Raw genomic sequence first — 19,864 nt, 5'->3', positions numbered from 1 at the left:
TTAGTAATTTAAGTAAAAAAACAGACCGTCACATATGCGTGAAATAAAATCAGCTGCATGTGTAATCGGTCCATAAAACAATATGTTGATCCTAGTACGTAACTAGTGAATGCACTTCAATACCTTCAATCTTCTTTCTACCCTGCAGCTCTTCTAGTTCAATTAAGAAAGCAGCCCCAACAACCTCGCCGCCAAGCTCTTTAACTAGCTCTACAACAGTAGCGATAGTGCCTCCAGTTGCTAATAAATCATCAGCAATTAAAACACGTTGTCCAGGTGTAATAGCATCCTTATGGATTGCAAGCTGATCAGAGCCATATTCAAGCGCATAGCCTGCACTAATCGTTTCACCAGGTAACTTACCACTTTTTCTCACCGGCACAAATCCAACGCCAAGCTCTACTGCTAACGGTGCTCCAATAACAAAGCCGCGCGCCTCTGGACCAGCAATCACATCAATTTGATATTTCTCTACTGCTTGACGTAATTGAGCAATTGCTGCTTTGTACGCATTTCCATCTTTAAGTAATGTAGTAATGTCTTTAAATGAAATGCCTGGTGTTGGAAAATCCTCGATCACTCTAATATATTCCTTTAAATTTACAGTTGTGCTGCTCAACATTATTCAATCCTTTCTTTGACCTGTTCGCATATTATGCTTGGTACTGCTGATATTCCAGCTGTGCACGATGATAACGAGCAGAGCTTGAAAGCTCTCGCTTCTGTGGTAAAGCAACCGCCTTTATATGAGAGGATGTTTTTGTTATAAAATGTAACTCCTCGAAAACATCGATAATTAATGATATTTCTGGCGCTCCTAAACCGCTAACCTTTTGCAATGTATCAATAAGGTCACTTCGTGAAACCATTCCAGCCTTGCGAATGTACTGATAAATGATACCAAATTGTTCGCGCGATGGGAATACTTTAATTCGCTCTTTTTCGACATGCATATCAAATAATTGCAATTGTGGCTTTCTTGTGAAATTCCATTCATTAATGCTCAGTTCTCCAACAACTTCAAGTGTAGTATTTAGCGGTAAACTCGCCTCATACTCACCCATACCAAAACCAATAACATCTAAGGTTTGCTGACGATCCTTTAATTGCAGCTTAAGATGTTTACCATCTTTACCTATCGCCCGACGCTCTTTTAATTGCGCACCCTTGATTAATACACGTGGAGATGGATTTCCCATACCAAAAGGTTCTAGCAATGATAACTGAGAAATCGTTTCAAGCGTAATTTCTGAAAGTTCACACGCTAGATCAATCGTTAGCTTTGGTATCCAATCTTCCTCATTAAGCCACTCATAAGCTAGCTTACTCAATCTTTGCTCTAGCTCAGGCAGCAATTCTGCCATTAAAGTCATTCCTGCAGCCGCCTGATGTCCACCATAATGAATTAATAAATCCTCACACTCTGTTAATGCGGCATGCAAATCAAAATTATCAATCGAACGGGCAGAACCTTTTGCCTTGCCAGTCTCCTCATCTATGCCAAATACGAGCACAGGCTTGTAATAGCGTTCTAGCAGCTTTGAAGCAACAATACCAATTACTCCAACATTCCAATTTGGTCCTGCTACTACGATCACATGAGGTTCGGCTACACCTTGCTCTTTTGCTAGTTTAACCTTGTTTTGCCATTGCTCCTCTGCTTCAGCTACAATATCTTCAACAATTTGTTGACGTTCCTTATTTAACAAATCAAGCTGATTCGCTAGTTGAACTGCTTCCTGCTCATTATTTGTCGTTAATAGTTTTACCGCAAGTGCGGCATGCTTTAATCTGCCAGCAGCGTTTATCCGTGGAGCTAAACCAAAGCCGACTTTTGTTGCAGTAAGCTCCTCAATGCTAGTTCCGCTAACTTCTGCAAGAGCGTTAAAGCCTAGATGCTCTCCCTTTTGCAGTTCGGCTAAGCCTGATGCTACTAAAATACGATTTTCTCCTGACAACGGCATTAAATCGGCAATTGTACCAAGAGCAACGATGCCACTCCATTCCATTGGTGGACGTTCAAGCAGTGCAGTTGCCAACTTAAACGCAACCCCTACTCCAGCCAAGCCTTTAAATGGATATGGACAATGCTCCTGCTTCGGATTAACTACTGCAACGGCTGGCGGTAATTGCTCAGGCGGTTCATGATGATCAGTTACTACAATATCGATCCCAAGAGATGATGCATACAAAACTTCTTCATACGCACTAATACCAGTATCAACCGTTACGATTAGATTAATTCCATCTTGATTAGCCTTATCAATTGCAGCTTTATTTAAACCATAGCCTTCTAACATTCGGTGCGGAATATAATAGTCAAATTTTAGTCCGAAGCGTTGAAATGTATAATAGAGCAGTGAGGTGCTAGATACACCGTCTGCATCATAATCACCGTATATTCTTACATTTTCGCCCAATTCTTTTGCTCGCTTAATTCGCTCAACTGCAGCTTGCATACCCGCCAACTCGTAAGGATTATGCAAATTTGCTGGCGAACTGTATAGAAAAGCTCTAATACTTTCTTCATCCTGATAGCCACGCTGGATAAGCAGCTTTGCAACTAGAATTGGAATATTAAACTGTCTACTAGCTTTTTCTGCTAATTTCTCTAGTTCATCACTATATGCAGCAAGCTGCCAGCGCGTTTTTCGCTCCACCATTACTTAAGCTCCTTTCACTACGAATGCTATTGCAATATCGTAGATATCTCCTCTTGAGAGCTCGTATCATTGCTTTTATAAGGATATTCCGGTACAAATGGCTTCACATATATAATAACATCACTCAGATGCGTAAAGCGGTGCATTAACAACCAACGAACTCTTTGTGAAATTTCATGCCCTTCTTGCACCGTAATTCTCGGATTAACATTGATCGTTAAGGTAGCAACTACATAATGACCTTGCTCACGAGCTTCGCATGATTCAACAGCAATAACTCCATTCATTCTTAACACAACATTTTTAATATCATCACTGTTTTCTAATCGTCCCGTTTGCGCTGAAGCTCTCTGCTTACCGAGCAAAGCTCCAAAAAGGCGATGTAATATGCTTTTTCCCTTATCAACATCAGCAGACATATTATCCTCCTAAAACCATTCATGATATCGCTTAAACACTAATTATTTTCTTATTATATCATAATAATAAAGGCTGGCTATGGGTTGTCACGATTCCTCCATAGTCAGCCTTTTACGATAATACTACCTATACGGTAGGCTGCTTAGCCGCCGCCACAGGTTTTTTCTTTTGATTTTTTTTGAAATCAAACCAGAATTGGCTTGCAATACAAATGGTGGAGTATGCTCCACTAATTAACCCGATCAAAATTGCAAGTGAGAACAGACGAATCGACTCACTGCCAAATAAGAAAATAAATATTGTCACGATAAATACTGTTAATACTGTATATAGGTTACGTGCCATTGTTTGCCAAATACTAGCATTAACAAGCTCTGTTAGCTGAACTTTATTTTTCGCAGGATGAAACCGCATATTTTCACGGATTCGGTCGAAAATAACGATTTTATCATTAATCGAGTAACCAAGAGTCGTAAGCACAGCAGCAATAAATGGTAAATCCACTTCTAAACGAAAAATTGAAAAGATGGCAACGACCACAAAGCAGTCATATAAAATTGCCAGATTAGCTGATACAGCAAAACGCCATTCAAATCGAATCATAACATACAGCATAATTAATACTGATGCAGCAATAACCGCCCAAATCGTTTTTACTGCCAGCTCACGAGCCATATCTGCTGAGACTACGTTGACCTCAAAAGAACTATTTTCACCAAAAGCGGCCTTGAATTCATTTTGAATTTCGCGGATCTTATCACTTGCCAGCTCATCCCCAAAACGAATAGAAATTCGATCATTATTGGAACCGCCGATAGTTGGTGTTTCATCGTAACCAAGCTGTTTTAAGATTGTTACAACCTCTTGTTGCTCTACTGCTCTTTCAGTTGCGGTATCCATTGTTGTGCCTGCTTTGAAATCAATGCCCAAATTTAAGCGGAAAATAAGCAGGGAAAGAATACCGATGATGACAAGTGCACCAGAGAAAATATAAAACTTTTTCCGATTATTTACAAAGTCATAGCGAATATTCGTATTATAGCGCACGGATTTGTTCCTCCTTTACTCCAAAATATTTTGGCTTGTTGAACTTGTTGCTGCTTACGAGCAAGGAGAGCAGAAAGCGAGCTAAATAAATATTCGTAATAATGCTGACGATAAGGCTGAAAATCATCGTTAAAGCAAAACCTTTAATTGCTCCATCACCAATGACATAAAGCACAATGGCAGCAATAATACTTGTAATATTCGCATCCATAATTGTATGGAAGGAGCTTTTTGAACCAGCTTTTAAACTGGACAACATGCTCTTGCCGCTACGAATTTCTTCTTTAATCCGTTCCGCAGTAATAATGTTCGCATCCACAGCCATGCCGACACCAAGCACAAATGCCGCAATACCTGGCAAAGTTAACGTTGCATTTAACCATACGTGAACAAGAATTAATAGCCATGCATACGTAATAATGGAAACACCTGCTACAAATCCTGGTAAACGATACACAATAATCATAAAGAGCAGAACGATTATAGAACCGATTACCCCTGCAGTTACCGTATCTTTTAAGGAGTTCAAACCTAGTGTTGCACCAACGCTTTGCGTATATTTCTCAGTTAATTTAAGCGGCAACGAGCCCATATTAATCAAGTCACGCAATTCCTCGGCCTCTGCTTTTTTCGCATTGTTACCTAAAGTAATTTGTGCAGAGCCCCCTGAAATTGGATATTCTACATTAGGACGAGAAATCTCTTCATCATCCAAATAAATCGCTAAATATTTTCCAACAAGCTGTTTAGTTACATCATAAAACTTATCGCCGTTCTTAAGTTCAATTGTTACAACTGGACGATTAAAGTTATCATAAGCAACACCAGCACTATTTTCTTTAAAATCACGTCCGTCTAACATAATGGTACCGTCTGGTGCACGGAAAGTTAGGTTAATTGGCTTCGCTAATAACTCGCGAATTTCTTCCTCATTTTCTACACCAGGCAAACGAACACGAATACGATTCGTACCTTCAGGTAAAATTTCTGGCTCTGTAACCCCAGTACTGTTAATACGTTTTTCCAATGCCTTTGCAGTTTGCTTTAAGCTTTCCGGAGTAACCTCTCCACCTTCATCAAATGGAGAAGCCTCATACAAAACTTCAAAGCCACCTTTTAAGTCCAAACCAAGCTTAACATCTTTAAGGATAGATGGGCTTGTCCCAATAATTGCTGCAGCCAGTACAACAACGACAGCAACAAAGGCTAGCAGTCTTTTCATAACCATATGTCTATAGGCCTCCTTAAAATCTCAATATTCCTATTATACAGATCGTGCAAAATAACGTCAAAAAAAAGAAACTCTTTACAATTAGAAAGAGTCCCCTTTATATACTCCCATCATTAAAAAGTTCATAAATTGAGTTGGCTTTAATGACAATATATCACTAACAATTTGATGAAGGTTAGGCATTCCTGTCTTTTTATATTTCGAGCTGACACAACTCCATACCTCTTCCACTTCTGCATGTTCGTATCCGAGCAAGCGTAGTTCCTCCACCTTGCTTTCACATAATAGCTTAATAATCGCTTCTAACTCCTTATCCTCCATCATGATCGCCTCCCTATCTGCACGCTGACTAGAGCAGCGACATCATCTGAGCTTGCTTCAACTTCCTAAAATAATTCGCCAGATACAACATATTTCCTGCTGCATCCTTTAATTTTAGCATGGAAATGCAGGTGACAAGCATAGGATGAATTGTACAGGCTTCTAAATCCAATCGACATAACAATTACCGTAACCGTAACAGGCATATTAAGAGAGGTGTAAGCAATGACGAAGCAAAACTTTATAAAAGGCGCGATGATTTTGCTATTAGCTGGCATTATCAATCGTATTCTTGGCTTTATTCCACGAATTACGCTTCCACGTATTATTGGGGCTGAAGGTGTTGGAATTTACCAGCTGAGTTATCCATTTTTAATTGTTCTATTAACAATTATTACAGGAGGAATCCCGCTTGCAATTGCCAAATGGATTGCTGAGGCTGAATCAATTGGCGATACTGCAAGAGTAAAGCGTATTTATCGAACGGCAATGACATTAAGTGTCACAATCGCGCTAACTTTAACAAGTCTGATGCTTTTATTTGCTCCACTTATTATTAAATATATTATTCCTGAGCCGCGTGTTTTTCAGTCATTTATCGTTATGTCACCTATGCTTTTAATTGTTGGAATAAGTGCTGTTTATCGCGGTTATTTTCAAGGCAAGCAAAATATGATACCAAGTGCTTGGGCTCAAACGATTGAAACCGTTGTTCGTATTATTTTTTCTTTGTTGCTAGCATTTCTTTTGCTACCTTGGGGACTTCATTGGGGGGCTGCTGGGGCAATGCTAGGCGTAGTTTTAGGCGAGCTTGCTGGACTAGCTGTAATGCTGTTTAACTATCATCGAGAGCAAAATAGACGTCGCTCAACGATAAGTACCTCAACTACAGCAACAGAGCAAAAAGAACTATTAGATCCCAGTGAAATGACTAGCGAAAAAGAGGGGAAAGATAATATATTAAGAAAATTGCTTTCCTTGTCCATTCCTGTGACAGGAAGCAGGCTTGTTGGCTCTATCAGCTATTTGTTAGAGTCGATCTTTACAGCAAGGAGCCTGGCAGCCGCAGGCATAGTTACAGCAATTGCAACCGCGCAATACGGTGCGCTGCAAGGAATGGTAATGCCGCTAGTATTATTGCCAACTGCCTTAACGAATTCATTGGCAGTATCACTTGTACCTTCATTAGCTGAAGCAGCCGTGCAAAAGCAATATCAACTCATACATAAGCGACTGCATCAATCAATGCGAATCTGCTTAGTAGCTGGTGCGCCGTTTACCATTATTATGTTTTTATTTGCAGAACCAATTTGTGAATTGCTTTACGCTCATGGTGAATACGGCTCTTACTTGCAGTTAATTGCTCTTTTCGGAATATTTATTTATTTACAGGCCCCTCTGCAAGCTACACTTCAGGCGTTAGACAAGCCTGGTGTTGCATTAAAAAACACTTTGGTGGGCTCCATTGTAAGAATTGGCCTAATTATTTGGCTTGCATCTAATCCTGCTCTAGGTATAAAAGGTGCAATTATCGCGATTGCTGTAAATACGGTCTTCGTAACAATGTTGCATAGTCTCAGCGTTAAAAAATTTGTTGGTTATAAAATGAATATCCTTGATTTTATAAAGGTAGGCGCAGCAATCATCATATCAGGAGCATTTGCTCATTATGTTAAATCGTTGTTACATAGCCAGCCAGAATGGTTAAGCCTACTTGCTGCAAGCACAACAACAATGGTGCTTTATCTTTATTTCATGTTTATTATGAAGATTATTGATCGTGATGATTTATCACGAATCCCATACGTTGGCAAATGGTTTCAATAACAACTTCCTCAAAATAGCTTTATTTTTGACGTTTGCTATCAACATAAATTCGACCTTTATGATCAATGGTGCATAATAACACATCTTTAAACTGCGTAACGCCTTTTTCCTGCAAAATATTTTTTAACCAAAATCTAGTTTTTTGCAATTTTTCTAAATTGCTATCCTGTACTTTGCCATCCATAATAAGCGGAATCGGCAGCATTTCATAACGAAAACCTGGTGGTATAATACTGGAATATTGATCCTCATAAGATTTATTGCTTGTTTGTGAATTAGAGGATGAATTAACCTCAGTCGCTTGCTCTTGAGTTGTTGTTTCATTTTGGCGTGGAACAATTGACAATTTTCCGCTCGTTTCCAAGATTGCAAAATCAACATCCTCGATTGAGGTTATTCCTTGTTCACGCAGTTGCAATAACAAATCGTCTAAGTTATAGCGTTGTTTTTGCAGTTCATCATAATAAATTTGCCCTTGTGCAATAATGACTGACGGACTGCCATCAAGCGCTAATCGCAATTTTCGACTTTTCATGGATAAATAAGCGGTTAATAACTGTATGAGCATTAAGATGATGATTGGAAGGATCCCACTAAGAATATGGCTTTTCGGGTCCTCTATGTTAATGACCGCAATTTCTGCAATCATAACAGAAATTACTAAATCGAGTACGGATAATTTACCAATTTCACGTTTACCCATTACACGCAAAACAATAAACACGAAAATATACATGACGATAGTGTGCCATGTTAATACGAACCATTCCATCATCTTCACCTCTCTTTGCAGCATCGTATGTGCTATTGTGACCGCAGGAGAGATCGTTCATTCAGTTTAGCTTTACGAATAATATGCCAATACACATTATGGAATAAATGTGATGAAACTTGTACTATTTACTGGACAATCGCATATCGTGTAATAAATTAGAAAACTAAAAGCTTGGAGGGTAGCTTATGAATTCTGATTCACGCAAATTTATGGCAATGCCGATGCTTGCAGGTATTACGTATGCATTAATATGGCTCGCTATTGGTGCACTATTGCTTTCTTTGCTGCTGCATTTAACATCATTTAAGGAAAGTAATTTGGAAACGATGGCATTCGTCGTTCATAGCTTTTCAGCTTTTGTAGGCGGTTTCTGTGCAGGCAAACGAGCTTCATCAAAGGGCTGGTATTATGGAGTTAGCTTAGGTTTAATTTACGGTCTAATTATTATTACAGTGAGCTTTTTGGCATCAGATGTTTCGTTAAGCTTGCATAGCTTACTGCTGTTATTAACAGTAATTGGCGCTGGAGCGTTTGGCGGTATGATTGGTGTAAATTTGCGAAAATAAAAATACCTCCAGCAGCGATATGCGTTGAATTGCTCTCCAGTGTTCAACATCATCATCGGAGAGCAATTCGCTTTATCAGCCATAGAGGTATTTTACAAGTTCGTATGTAATTATTCAGCTGAAGGTGCTGATTGAGTTACAGAACTAATTGCGCTTTTTTCATAAGTAAGCTTTACAGAATCGTTTACACGTAGTACAACCGTATCATCAGTAAGTTCAACGATTGTTCCATGCAAACCACCAATCGTAACGACTTTATCGCCCTTTTTCAATTGCAACAACATTTGGTTACGTTGCTTTTGTTTCTTTTGTTGCGGTCTAATAAGTAAGAAGTAGAACACAACAAACATTAAAATAAATGGCAATAACAATGTCCAAATATTTCCAGATTGTTGAGTCGCATCTGCTAAGTATGTTGACATCAAATTTCACCCCTTTCTAAGTAAATAATCACTTGCTTATCAACTTCCTTTAAAAGCCTTTATCATTATCGTGCAAGCCATATTGTGTAAAAAATTGATCGCGGAAGTCAAGCAGACAATCATTCATAATGGCTTCACGAACTTGTTTCATTAAATTTGTTAAGAAGTAAAGATTATGGAATGTTGTTAAACGAATACCAAACGATTCGTCGGCTTTTATTAAATGACGAATATAAGCTCTTGTATAGTTTTTACAAGTGTAACAATCACAATTTGGATCAAGTGGAGTAAAGTCCTCCGCAAACTTCGCATTGCGAACAACTAATCGACCTTGACTTGTCATCGTTGTGCCGTTACGAGCGATACGCGTAGGCAGCACACAGTCAAACATATCAATACCGCGAATTGTTCCTTCAATTAGCGCATCTGGTGAACCAACTCCCATTAAATAACGCGGCTTATTAAAAGGTAAATGCGGTACAGTATAGTCAAGCACTTCATACATTAAATGCTTTGGCTCTCCTACACTTAGTCCACCTATAGCATAACCCGGGAAATCCATTGAAGTCAAATCTTTCGCACTTTGAATACGCAAGTCTTCATACATTCCGCCTTGCACGATAGCGAATAATGCTTGATCATGTTTTCTTTGATGAGCCGCTAAACAGCGTTCTGCCCAACGTGATGTACGTTCCGTTGATTGCTTAACGTACTCATATGTTGCTGGATATGGCGGACATTCATCAAAGGCCATCATAATGTCTGGACCAAGTGCATTTTGAATCTCCATCGCCTTTTCCGGGCTAATAAATAGCTTATCCCCATTTAAATGTGAACGGAACTCAACGCCTTCTTCACTAATTTTGCGACGTTCGCTTAAACTAAACACCTGGAAGCCACCGCTATCTGTTAATATTGGGCGATCCCAGTTCATAAATTTATGCAGACCACCTGCTTTTTTTACAATTTCATGTCCTGGGCGTAAAAACAGATGATACGTGTTGCTCAAAATAATTTGTGCATTTAATGCCTTTAATTCCTCTGGGCTCATCGTTTTAACCGTTGCTTGTGTTCCAACTGGCATAAAAGTTGGTGTTTCAATAATGCCGTGCGGCGTATGAATTCTACCTAGTCGTGCACCTGATTGCTTGCATTGCTTAATAAATTCATATTTTATTGCCAAATTCCTCACTCGTCCTATTCTCATTTAGTATATAAACATTGCTTCTAGTATATAAACATTGCATCGCCAAAGCTAAAGAATCGATATTTTAGCTGAATAGCTTCTTTATAAGCTTCTAAAATTTGCTCGCGACCTGCTAATGCACTAACAAGCATTACTAGCGTTGATTTTGGTAAATGAAAGTTTGTTAGCAACGCATTAACAAGCTGAAATTGGTAGCCTGGATAGATAAATATTGATGTCCAGCCGTTACATGCTTGCAGCGGCTCTGACTTGAATCGCTGTCCTAATGTTTCCAGCGTTCTTGCCGACGTTGTCCCCACTGCCACTATTCTACGTTTTTCTTCTCGAGCACGTTGCAAAATTTTTGCGGTTTGCTCGCTTAATTCGTAGTACTCAGCATGCATTTCATGCTCCTCAACCGTTTCTGTGCTCATAGGACGAAACGTACCTAACCCAACATGAAGCGTAATAAAAGCAATTTCTACGCCTTTCGCCTCAAGCTCCTGCAAAAATTCAGTTGTAAAATGAAGTCCCGCAGTCGGCGCAGCAGCCGATCCTTCATGCTTGGAATAAACTGTCTGATAACGTTCCTTCTCATCAAGCTTTTCTTTGATATAAGGTGGAAGAGGCATTTCTCCTAGTTTATCTAGCAGCTCATTAAAAATGCCTTTGTACGAAAATCGTACAGTACGAGCTCCCATGTCTCCCTCTTCTTCTACAGTTGCTGTTAACAGTGGAGCTCCACTTTCAGTCTCACCAAATCCAACAACCGTACCAACCTTCATTCGCTTAGCTGGCTTTGCTAGTACTTCCCAGCGATCATCTTGCAGCTGCTTAAGCAGAAGCAATTCAATACGCGCTCCTGTATCTAGCTTCGTTCCCATTAGTCTTGCCGGCAGAACTCGAGTATCATTAAGCACTAACACGTCGCCTGCCTGCAATTTATCTGCAAGATTGCGGAAAGTACCGTGTGTAATTTCGCCACTTTGCTTATTCAGCATAAGCAGACGTGATGCCGTACGCTCTTTTAATGGAGTTTGGGCAATTAGCTCCTCTGGAAGCTCAAAATCAAACAAATCTACGTTCATTGTTTATTCATCCTTAGCAATAGTTGATCCTGTATAGTAGTATTGCAGTATATATTTGTAGTCATACCCTTTAGTGGCAAGACCATATGCACCATATTGCGACATACCAACACCATGGCCATTACCTTTTCCATCAAATTGGAATTCTGCGTCCTTTGTAGCTGCTCGTACATTGCCTTGTCCATCTAACACAAATAAATAATCTGCTGAAACAGTTCCAGTGCGGCCACCCGCTCCGAGCACCTGTAAGTTACCCGCACCGTCTGATTTAGTGCGTTGCTGCTTCGAGGCTCCGAGAATTACAACTTGTCCGGTTTGTTCAATTGTAAAGTAAGTGCTTGGCAATGTACCATCTACTCCTAGTACGCTTCGTAAATCAACAGGACTAGAAACATTTAATTTTTTACCATTAAGAGAGACGCCAACTGCTCTGCCTGAAGCACCTTGCTCACTAACCTCTAATGATGTAATTGGACCTGTAACCGATAATTTACCGTTAATTACTTTTAGCAATTCTTCACTTGTATATGGTCCACGACGCCAAGTATAGCTATTGGATTCAACAACCTTCTCAAGTGCAACTAATTCAACATTACTATTAATCTGTGCAATTGGCGCAACGTTGTTTTGAATAATTGGATTGCGGCGAATGTTAGTACCATCGGTCGTCGATAGCAAGATCGGCTTGCCTGCTGGATTTACTTTTCCTGTGTCTTTTACAAGATCGTCTCGAATATAGCCTACTTTTCCGTTTGGCAATACGACACGATACCAGCTATGCAGTCCATTTTCTGCAAGTGAATCTGGACTATCAACGCTTTTCAGATAAGCTACTTCATTGCCCCAAATTTCCTTAGCATCTGCTGTACGACCACCTGCATTTGAACTGAACAGAGTCTCCACAAGTTTACCATTATACATTAGCACCTCACCCTTGGTTGCATCAACTGCAGCGATCGAGTTAGGATGCTCTGAATTAAAGCCATAGTAAGCTTGACTTGTTGTTGTATCGACTACATGTGCAACTTCAAAGCGATTACCGCCATATAAAGCGTATGTACGAGCGGCTACTGCTTGCGCCTTCAATGCTTCGAGCGGCCAAGAAGTGTACATTTCGATCGCTACAACAGAGTATAAATATTGCTCAAATGGCAACTCATTTACAAGATAGAGCTGATTGTTTAAAACTCCAGCCTCCATCACCCCGCGATAGCTCCGTTCACTGCGCTCAGTAAGCTTAAGTGTACCATTATTTGCAGGCTTCACAATAACTATTTGCTTCGGATTGTACAAATATAGCTCATCAGAACTTGAAGCACTTGCTGTTATACTGTGATCTACTCTCATCGTAAGCACATTAGTATTGCCAGACACCGGCTCTAGTTTACTGGATACTTTGCTTGCTTTTGTTTTAATGAGATCAAGCTCTGCTTGTGAACCCGTTAATCCAACAAGTACGGAATATTCAAGCTTCCCTGCGCTATTTAACGATAAGCCTAACGCAGTATCGATTCCTTGGGCACCAAAGTTGGCTGCTGCTTTTAAAGCATCCGCTTTACTCGCATGACCACTGTTTAGGAAAGCGTATGGACCAGTTATAGCCATTGAAGTACCCGTTACTTTTGTTATACTGGCACTACCCTTCCATTTGTTTAATGCAGTCGTTGCATCTTTATTGCTGGCATATCCGCCTTCAATAACTTGATACGTTACTTTATTATTTTTATTTAAGGAAATAAGAAACGGTGAACCGCCTGCTGATTTTACAGCATCAAATGCTTGTTTTGCATTATTAAAGTTTGTAGACTCGTAAACTTTTACTTTGTAATCATTAACCGCAAGCCTTAGTTGATCATTTTCCGCAAAGGTTAACCATTGTACACTTTTTCCATCTGCTTTAACAGACATTTGCATCGCTTGTGCTGAACTCAAGGTTACACTTTTTGCAATGCTACTATATTTACTAGGTAAATTCAAATAAATCGCTACTCTAATTTCATCTAGAGATGGAACTGTCGCTGCATGAGCGGGCTGAACGACACCAATCGATATACATAACATACTAAGAACAACAATGATCAAACTTTGCTTTATCCGCTTGCTCATTATTTAACCCCTCCTTACTCCTTTTCAGGATATGGAATACCAAAATGCAAATATGCTCCTCTAGTTGCAATTCTACCTCGTGGAGTGCGTTGTAAAAATCCGATTTGCATTAAATAAGGCTCGTACACATCCTCAATCGTTTGTGACTCCTCACCTATCGTAGCAGCAATCGTATCTAATCCAACTGGACGACCTGCAAAACTTGTCATCATCGCTTTAAGCATTTTATGGTCAATATGATCAAGTCCCATTGGATCGACTTGCAGCAATTCGAGTGCTGCCTTAGCAATTTCATGGGTAATAATCCCGTCACCTCGCACCTGAGCAAAATCTCGTACTCGCTTCAACAATCGATTGGCAATACGAGGAGTGCCGCGTGAACGCAAAGCAATCTCATATGCTGCTTCCCCAATGATTTCTACATTTAAAATTTCAGCCGCTCGCGTGACGATAAAAGTTAATTCATCAACTGTGTAATATTCTAAGCGGCTAACTACGCCAAATCTATCCCTGAGCGGCGCAGAAAGCTGTCCAGCTCGAGTAGTTGCACCAATAAGCGTAAATGGAGGTAAATCAAGGCGCACAGAGCGAGCACTCGGTCCTTTTCCGATCATAATATCAAGAGCAAAATCCTCCATCGCAGGATAAAGGACTTCTTCAACCGAACGATGCAAACGATGTATTTCGTCAATAAAAAGTACATCGCCTTCCTGTAAATTCGTTAATAGCGCCGCCAGATCGCCTGGACGTTCAATTGCAGGACCTGAAGTCGTTCGTAAATTAACACCTAGCTCATTGGCAATAATATTGGATAAAGTCGTTTTTCCTAAGCCCGGTGGTCCGTATAGCAGCACATGATCAAGCGCTTCTTTGCGCATTTTGGCAGCTTCGATATAGACGGTTAAATTTTCTTTTGCCTGTGTTTGTCCAATATATTCATGCAAATAACGTGGACGGAGGCTTAGCTCTACCGCATGTTCTTCCATCATTAAATTAGCGGAAATAATACGTTCATCCATTTTGCTAAACTCCTTCCCGTAAAAAATTATCCTTTAAATAATTGCTGCAATGCTTTTTTCATAAGAGCATCTACACTTTCTTCTTCTGAAACATTGGCTTGCATCGCCTGCCATGCTCTATCTAGCTCAGTATCCGTATAACCAAGCGCCTTTAGCGCTTCCTTGGCATCCTGCCAAGCCCTACCCTCAGGAATGCTTTCATGAGGAGCATCTTCATATTGTAAGCTAAATGGATTGCCTGCAGCATAAACATCAAAGCCTAGATCCCCCAGCTTGTCTTTTAAGTCAAGCAATATTCGCTGTGCAGTTTTTTTTCCAATGCCAGGCAGCTTCGTCAAATATGATAAATTCTCGTGCTGAATAGCTTGGACAAGTGCTTCGGCTGTTCCAGCAGAAAGGATGCCAAGGGCAACCTTTGGTCCGACTCCAGAGACATCAAGTAATTTGCGAAACAGTTGCTTCTCCTCACGAGTTTGGAAGCCAAACAATAATACAGCATCTTCACGTACATGATAATGAATATGTACCGTTATTGGCTGCTGGGCAGCTTTTAAGGCATAAGGATTCGGAGTAAACACGCGATACCCTATATCCCGTACCTCAACTACCGCGTAGTCACTCTCAACGAACGTAACTGTTCCCTTTAAATAATCGATCACGACCGTTTCACCTCATCTATTTTTTGTGAAAGCACTATGGAATGAGCATGACATATTGCTATAGCTAATGCATCGGCAACATCATCCGGCTTTGGTACTGCACGAAGCTTAAGAAACATTTTAACCATTTCTTGCACTTGTCTTTTTTCTGCATTACCATAGCCAACAACTGCCTGTTTAACCTGCAACGGCGTATATTCAGCAACGGGCAAGCCTCGTTGTGCTGCTGCTAAAATAATGACTCCACGTGCTTGACCAACAGCAAAAGCAGTCGTTACATTTTTATTAAAAAATAACTTTTCAACGGCAACCGTATCTGGTTTGTATCGATCCATTAGCGCACAAGCTGAATCATACACTTGAATTAAACGTTGCTCTTGCGGTGTATGTGCTTCTGTCGTGATTGCCCCGTATTGGACTGGAACTAGCTTATGACCTTGTTTATCAACAAAGCCAAATCCTGTTATGGCAATCCCTGGATCAATTCCTAAAACTCTCATCCATCCACCTCATCATGTAGTTGGCGCAATTCATAGGGCATAACACCCCTTTTTAAGCGTCTATCCTCCATTATAACAAATGAACGGAACAATGAGAACAAATGTTTCAGTATTCTTTCAATATAAGACAAAGGAGCTACTTATAATTTTTTGATGCTGCTTGCACCTAACAAAAAACCCTATCACTGAACATTTAACAGTAATAGGGTTTAATTTATCATTCTTTGCATAGATTAGCTCCCTTCACTTCATTATTGGCTTATACGATCTAAGCGAAATTCATTAAAGGTAGCTAGTACACTGTCATATTCCTCAATATCCCTAACAGGAATGCCTGATTTCAAATGCTCTAATTCACCTTCAGGCAACTTGCTTTCCAGATAAGGGAGATTTAATTGAAAAAAAGTTTTCATTACTTTCTCATTAGCAGGCACACCATCATATAAGGAGAAAACTCCCTCCTCATCAATCCCAAAAAACGCATTTCCTTTACAATATGGTGATAGATCATTAAGATGTTCTTCAAATCTAATTAATGTATGGGTTTGATCAACCGATAAGCGCCATTGCGGATTTTGCGCAGCTAGCATTACTACCTCTTCATAGCCAAGTCTATCCAATTCAATGATTTCTTCGCCACATACATAAATACGATGAAGGATCGCTCTTAACTTTTGTCCCTCTCGGAACCAAGCTGAAAGCTCCTCATCATTAACTGACTCAAGCTGAGCTGCATAAACGTTTATCGGAACAACCACCTGCCCGCTAAGCGTAAATGCTAATATTCCTAATAGAGCTGCTTGCCAGGCTAAGGAACCGTATCGTTTTATCTTTTTCCTTATCTTCTGCTTTATTTTTTTCCATACTGATTTTTGCATCATGCTGTCTCCTTCATCAAGTCTTAAACATAGTGTAGTCAATATTTGAAATTTTAATCTTTCATTTTCACGAAACATATTAGCTATAAAAGAAGGGAAGTATTCCGCTAAACAGAAATACCTCCCCTCCTGCATCCTACTATATGCTAAATTTTTAGCAATGGTTTACTTTGCTTCGATGGTTTTTGCTTTTTTGCTACTGTAATATTAACCTTTTTTCCACTGCGTTTTCCTTTTGCTGCAGGAGAAATTTTTGAAGCAGCCTGATTCGATGCGGCAAATTTGTTGGCAGATTCATTCATTCCTGCGAATTTTCCTGCTGACTGATTCATGGTGTAGGCTTGATTACCTCCACATCCACAATCTGCCTGCCAAGGTTGATAATAATTAGCATGAGGAGCTATATAAGTTGGCGGATACATTGCTGATTGTGCCACAAATGGCATATTCCATCCTCCAGGTGCATTATTTGCTGGTAATGTTTGCGGCTGTACATATCCCCAATTTGCTTGATTTGGATAAACTCCATTTCCGTATCCTTGGTTGCCATATCCAAAATAATGAGGATTACTTTGAGTTGGGTAAACTGCAGCATTATTAGATGCATAAGCTGTTGTATAAGCAGTTGCATTTGCTGTTGTGTTTGCAGATGCATTGCCATATACTGGACTAACATTTGATTTATATGCATTGCTTTCTAACTCTGTTGGTAACGGCTTATAGCCTGCATATGCAAACTTATCATTTCCGGCAACCTTATTGGCAGTTGCTGTGTTTCCTTTTGCCACTGCTTGAACCTTTGTTGTCACTGGAGCAACTTTATTTGCTGTACTTTGTGGCATTATTTTATTTGCTGACTCTACTTTTGCAGTTGGTGCTACATTATTCGAGTAAGGCGCTACATTGTTTGATAGCGGTGCTACGTTATTCGAGTATGGCGCTACATTGTTTGATAGCGGTGCTACATTATTGGAGTATGGCGCTACGTTGTTTGATAGTGGTGCTACATTATTGGAGTATGGCGCTACGTTGTTCGATAGCGGTGCTACGTTATTCGAGTATGGCGCTACGTTGTTCGATAGCGGTGCTACGTTATTCGAGTATGGTGCTACGTTGTTCGATAGCGGTGCTACGTTATTCGAGTATGGTGCTACGTTGTTCGATAGCGGTGCTACGTTATTCGAGTATGGTGCTACGTTGTTCGATAGCGGTGCTACATTATTGGAGTATGGCGCTACGTTATTCGAGTATGGCGCTACGTTGTTCGATAGCGGTGCTACATTATTCGAAGTCGCCTGTGACATAAATTTATTAGCTGACTCTGCTTTTGATGCTTGCGGCATAAATTTATTTGCCGACTCTGCTTTTGTTGCTTGCGGTGCGATTTTATTGGAATATGGTGCTACGCTATTTGAGTACGGAGCCGCATTGTTGGATAACGGCGCTACATTATTCGAATACGGAGCCACTTTGTTGGATAATGGCGCTACATTATTCGAATACGGAGCCACTTTGTTGGATAATGGCGCTACATTATTCGAATACGGAGCCACTTTATTTGATAACGGCGCTACGTTGTTCGATAGCGGTGCTACATTATTGGAGTTTGGCGCTATGTTGTTAGAAATTGCTTGTGGCTGTATCTTTGTACTTTGAGCTTCTACTTTTGTTGCTTGCGGCATCACTTTGTTTGCTTGAGCTTCAACTTTCGTTGCTTGCGGCATTACCTTATTTGCTTGAGCTTCAACTTTCGTTGCTTGCGGCATCACCTTATTTGCTTGAGCTTCAACTTTCGTTGCTTGCGGCATTACCTTATTTGCTTGAGCTTCAACTTTCGTTGCTTGTGGCATTACCTTATTTGCTTGAGCCTCAACTTTCGTTGCTTGTGGCATCACTTTATTTGCTTGAGCCTCAACTTTCGTTGCTTGTGGCATCACTTTATTTGCTTGAGCCTCAACTTTCGTTGCTTGCGGCTGCAATTTCGTGTCTTTTACTTCAGGTTTTGCTGCTTGCGCCTGTACCTTAGTATCCTTTACTTCAGGTTTTGCTGCTTGCGCCTGTAGCTTAGTATCTTTTACTTCGGGTTTTGTTGCTTGTGCCTGTACCTTAGACGGTTGAACTTCTTGTTTCGCTGGAGCAGTTGGTGTAACTTGCACTTTAATTGGTGTTACTGCCGTTCCTTTAATATTAGTGTCACTTTTTGCAATTACACCAGTGTTTTTCTTTCCAGTTGTAATAATGTTCGGATTCGTTCCAGCTTGAGCTGTTAATCCACCACTTAAATTGTGAGGTACATTAATAACTTGACCTGGAGTTAATTGATCTGGATTCGTAAGCTGACTATTGGCTGCGACAATAGCATCCATTGAAACATTCCATGCTTGAGATAGCTTCCACAATGTATCTCCTGGCTGTATAGTATAACTTTGTGTAATGCCAGCTTCAGCAATTGGAGTAGCTGAAGTTGCTCCAGGTTTTGGAACTAATAGTTTAGTGCCAATTTGCAGTTGTGTAGGATCACCTACACTAGGATTTAGGGCAAGTAGTTGATCCAGCGTTATGCCATAGTTGCTTGCGATACCAGATAATGTATCACCTTCAACAACAGTATAAATTTCAAATCCCGGCACTAATTGTTCGATTACAGAGCCTATTGATGGAAACGTAGCTTGCTCTGAAGTAAACAATGACGGAACTGATGTAGCTTGCGCAGATACCGTGCCAGTTGAGTGTGAATGTCCTGATTTTTTAGGGATATTTACAATTTCCCCGACCATGAGCACATTTGGATTTTTCAAATGTCCATTAACAGCAATCAATTCAGAAAGTGAAACTCCCCACTCTTGGGATAATTTCCAGAGAGTATCACCTGATTTTACAACATGCTGATGTATAATATTGTGATGTGCTGCTCCACCGTGATGGCCATGATGTCCTGTCGATGAGGACGGAATTTTAATTTTCATACCTACTTGCAGGTTTTGTGGATCAATTCCTGGATTTAGGCTCATTAGCTCATTAACAGTAACATGATATTTTTGAGCAAGATGATATAAGGTGTCGCCCTGCTTAATGATGTGTATCTTCACCTAATGACTCCTCCTAACAAAAATGTACTTCTGATACGGGCTATTGCCGTATTTAGTCTATACATCC

General features: G+C 40.1%; 18 protein-coding genes. 2 read left to right on the top strand and 16 right to left on the bottom strand.

Annotation, left to right across the window (positions count from 1 at the left end; genetic code table 11):
- Nucleotides 1-91 precede the first annotated feature (91 nt).
- From AC2TDL_RS16585 to AC2TDL_RS16560, 6 genes are all read right to left on the bottom strand, one after another.
- Nucleotides 92-622, bottom strand: coding sequence for an adenine phosphoribosyltransferase (locus AC2TDL_RS16585; RefSeq protein WP_484697169.1), 531 nt, complete (start codon nt 620-622; stop codon nt 92-94).
- 31 nt (nt 623-653) lie between these two features.
- A complete protein-coding gene (gene recJ, locus AC2TDL_RS16580; protein ID WP_484697168.1) occupies nt 654-2,663 on the bottom strand; it encodes a single-stranded-DNA-specific exonuclease RecJ in 2,010 nt (669 codons plus the stop codon).
- A 26-nt stretch (nt 2,664-2,689) separates the two neighbouring features.
- Nucleotides 2,690-3,082: a cation transporter dimerization domain-containing protein gene (locus AC2TDL_RS16575; RefSeq protein WP_484697167.1), complete on the bottom strand. Its 393-nt coding sequence runs from the start codon at nt 3,080-3,082 to the stop codon at nt 2,690-2,692.
- Between the two features lie 127 nt (nt 3,083-3,209).
- Nucleotides 3,210-4,130, bottom strand: a complete 921-nt coding sequence (gene secF, locus AC2TDL_RS16570) for a protein translocase subunit SecF (RefSeq protein WP_484697166.1) — start codon at nt 4,128-4,130, stop codon at nt 3,210-3,212.
- The gene (gene secD / locus AC2TDL_RS16565) at nt 4,120-5,358 is read right to left on the bottom strand and encodes a protein translocase subunit SecD (RefSeq protein ID WP_484697165.1); all 1,239 of its coding nucleotides are present in this window, start codon (nt 5,356-5,358) and stop codon (nt 4,120-4,122) included. Before secD ends, secF begins: the two co-directional genes overlap by 11 nt.
- Before the next feature lie 84 nt (nt 5,359-5,442).
- Complete coding sequence (locus AC2TDL_RS16560; protein WP_484697164.1) at nt 5,443-5,685, bottom strand: post-transcriptional regulator; 243 nt, start codon at nt 5,683-5,685, stop codon at nt 5,443-5,445.
- 222 nt (nt 5,686-5,907) lie between these two features.
- Between AC2TDL_RS16560 and spoVB the strand changes: the two genes are divergently transcribed.
- The gene (gene spoVB, locus AC2TDL_RS16555; protein WP_484697163.1) at nt 5,908-7,509 is read left to right on the top strand and encodes a stage V sporulation protein B; all 1,602 of its coding nucleotides are present in this window, start codon (nt 5,908-5,910) and stop codon (nt 7,507-7,509) included.
- 19 nt (nt 7,510-7,528) lie between these two features.
- On the opposite strand, the gene AC2TDL_RS16550 is transcribed toward spoVB, so the two are convergent.
- Nucleotides 7,529-8,281, bottom strand: coding sequence for a YetF domain-containing protein (locus AC2TDL_RS16550; RefSeq protein ID WP_484701248.1), 753 nt, complete (start codon nt 8,279-8,281; stop codon nt 7,529-7,531).
- Nucleotides 8,282-8,469: 188 nt separating this feature from the next.
- Between AC2TDL_RS16550 and AC2TDL_RS16545 the strand changes: the two genes are divergently transcribed.
- A complete protein-coding gene (locus AC2TDL_RS16545; RefSeq protein WP_484697162.1) occupies nt 8,470-8,850 on the top strand; it encodes a TIGR04086 family membrane protein in 381 nt (126 codons plus the stop codon).
- A 110-nt stretch (nt 8,851-8,960) separates the two neighbouring features.
- Here the strand turns inward: AC2TDL_RS16545 and yajC are convergent, their stop codons facing one another.
- The 9 genes from yajC to AC2TDL_RS16500 all read right to left on the bottom strand — a co-directional run bounded on the left by yajC (nt 8,961) and on the right by AC2TDL_RS16500 (nt 19,797).
- Nucleotides 8,961-9,272, bottom strand: coding sequence for a preprotein translocase subunit YajC (gene yajC / locus AC2TDL_RS16540; RefSeq protein WP_484697161.1), 312 nt, complete (start codon nt 9,270-9,272; stop codon nt 8,961-8,963).
- 49 nt (nt 9,273-9,321) lie between these two features.
- Nucleotides 9,322-10,479, bottom strand: coding sequence for a tRNA guanosine(34) transglycosylase Tgt (tgt, locus tag AC2TDL_RS16535; RefSeq protein ID WP_484697160.1), 1,158 nt, complete (start codon nt 10,477-10,479; stop codon nt 9,322-9,324).
- A gap of 20 nt (nt 10,480-10,499) precedes the next feature.
- The gene (queA, locus tag AC2TDL_RS16530) at nt 10,500-11,546 is read right to left on the bottom strand and encodes a tRNA preQ1(34) S-adenosylmethionine ribosyltransferase-isomerase QueA (protein WP_484697159.1); all 1,047 of its coding nucleotides are present in this window, start codon (nt 11,544-11,546) and stop codon (nt 10,500-10,502) included.
- A gap of 3 nt (nt 11,547-11,549) precedes the next feature.
- Complete coding sequence (locus AC2TDL_RS16525) at nt 11,550-13,652, bottom strand: SpoIID/LytB domain-containing protein (RefSeq protein ID WP_484697158.1); 2,103 nt, start codon at nt 13,650-13,652, stop codon at nt 11,550-11,552.
- A 14-nt stretch (nt 13,653-13,666) separates the two neighbouring features.
- Nucleotides 13,667-14,671 (bottom strand): Holliday junction branch migration DNA helicase RuvB, encoded by a 1,005-nt coding sequence (ruvB, locus tag AC2TDL_RS16520; protein ID WP_484697157.1) that lies wholly within the window; start codon nt 14,669-14,671, stop codon nt 13,667-13,669.
- 26 nt (nt 14,672-14,697) lie between these two features.
- Nucleotides 14,698-15,330: a Holliday junction branch migration protein RuvA gene (gene ruvA, locus AC2TDL_RS16515; RefSeq protein WP_484697156.1), complete on the bottom strand. Its 633-nt coding sequence runs from the start codon at nt 15,328-15,330 to the stop codon at nt 14,698-14,700.
- Nucleotides 15,327-15,830, bottom strand: coding sequence for a crossover junction endodeoxyribonuclease RuvC (ruvC, locus tag AC2TDL_RS16510; RefSeq protein ID WP_484697155.1), 504 nt, complete (start codon nt 15,828-15,830; stop codon nt 15,327-15,329). Before ruvC ends, ruvA begins: the two co-directional genes overlap by 4 nt.
- A gap of 251 nt (nt 15,831-16,081) precedes the next feature.
- Entirely contained in the window at nt 16,082-16,711 is a 630-nt protein-coding gene (locus tag AC2TDL_RS16505; protein ID WP_484697154.1) for a BofC C-terminal domain-containing protein, read from the bottom strand.
- Nucleotides 16,712-16,854: 143 nt separating this feature from the next.
- On the bottom strand, nt 16,855-19,797 hold the full coding sequence (locus AC2TDL_RS16500) for a LysM peptidoglycan-binding domain-containing protein (RefSeq protein ID WP_484697153.1): 2,943 nt from the start codon (nt 19,795-19,797) through the stop codon (nt 16,855-16,857).
- Nucleotides 19,798-19,864: the final 67 nt, after the last annotated feature.

The organism is Paenibacillus sp. plas6 (genome assembly GCF_057221655.1).
This window is presented reverse-complemented; position numbering and strand designations above follow the sequence as displayed.

Excerpts from the sequence above, each read along its gene's own strand:
- AC2TDL_RS16585 (WP_484697169.1), bottom strand. The coding sequence starts at position 622 with ATGTTGAGCAGCACAACTGTAAATTTAAAGGAATATATTAGAGTGATC.
- recJ (WP_484697168.1), bottom strand. The coding sequence starts at position 2,663 with ATGGTGGAGCGAAAAACGCGCTGGCAGCTTGCTGCATATAGTGATGAA.
- AC2TDL_RS16575 (WP_484697167.1), bottom strand. The coding sequence starts at position 3,082 with ATGTCTGCTGATGTTGATAAGGGAAAAAGCATATTACATCGCCTTTTT.
- secD (WP_484697165.1), bottom strand. The coding sequence starts at position 5,358 with ATGGTTATGAAAAGACTGCTAGCCTTTGTTGCTGTCGTTGTTGTACTG.
- AC2TDL_RS16560 (WP_484697164.1), bottom strand. The coding sequence starts at position 5,685 with ATGATGGAGGATAAGGAGTTAGAAGCGATTATTAAGCTATTATGTGAA.
- spoVB (WP_484697163.1), top strand. The coding sequence starts at position 5,908 with ATGACGAAGCAAAACTTTATAAAAGGCGCGATGATTTTGCTATTAGCT.
- AC2TDL_RS16550 (WP_484701248.1), bottom strand. The coding sequence starts at position 8,281 with ATGGAATGGTTCGTATTAACATGGCACACTATCGTCATGTATATTTTC.
- AC2TDL_RS16545 (WP_484697162.1), top strand. The coding sequence starts at position 8,470 with ATGAATTCTGATTCACGCAAATTTATGGCAATGCCGATGCTTGCAGGT.
- yajC (WP_484697161.1), bottom strand. The coding sequence starts at position 9,272 with ATGTCAACATACTTAGCAGATGCGACTCAACAATCTGGAAATATTTGG.
- tgt (WP_484697160.1), bottom strand. The coding sequence starts at position 10,479 with ATGAGAATAGGACGAGTGAGGAATTTGGCAATAAAATATGAATTTATT.
- queA (WP_484697159.1), bottom strand. The coding sequence starts at position 11,546 with ATGAACGTAGATTTGTTTGATTTTGAGCTTCCAGAGGAGCTAATTGCC.
- AC2TDL_RS16525 (WP_484697158.1), bottom strand. The coding sequence starts at position 13,652 with ATGAGCAAGCGGATAAAGCAAAGTTTGATCATTGTTGTTCTTAGTATG.
- ruvB (WP_484697157.1), bottom strand. The coding sequence starts at position 14,671 with ATGGATGAACGTATTATTTCCGCTAATTTAATGATGGAAGAACATGCG.
- ruvC (WP_484697155.1), bottom strand. The coding sequence starts at position 15,830 with ATGAGAGTTTTAGGAATTGATCCAGGGATTGCCATAACAGGATTTGGC.
- AC2TDL_RS16505 (WP_484697154.1), bottom strand. The coding sequence starts at position 16,711 with ATGATGCAAAAATCAGTATGGAAAAAAATAAAGCAGAAGATAAGGAAA.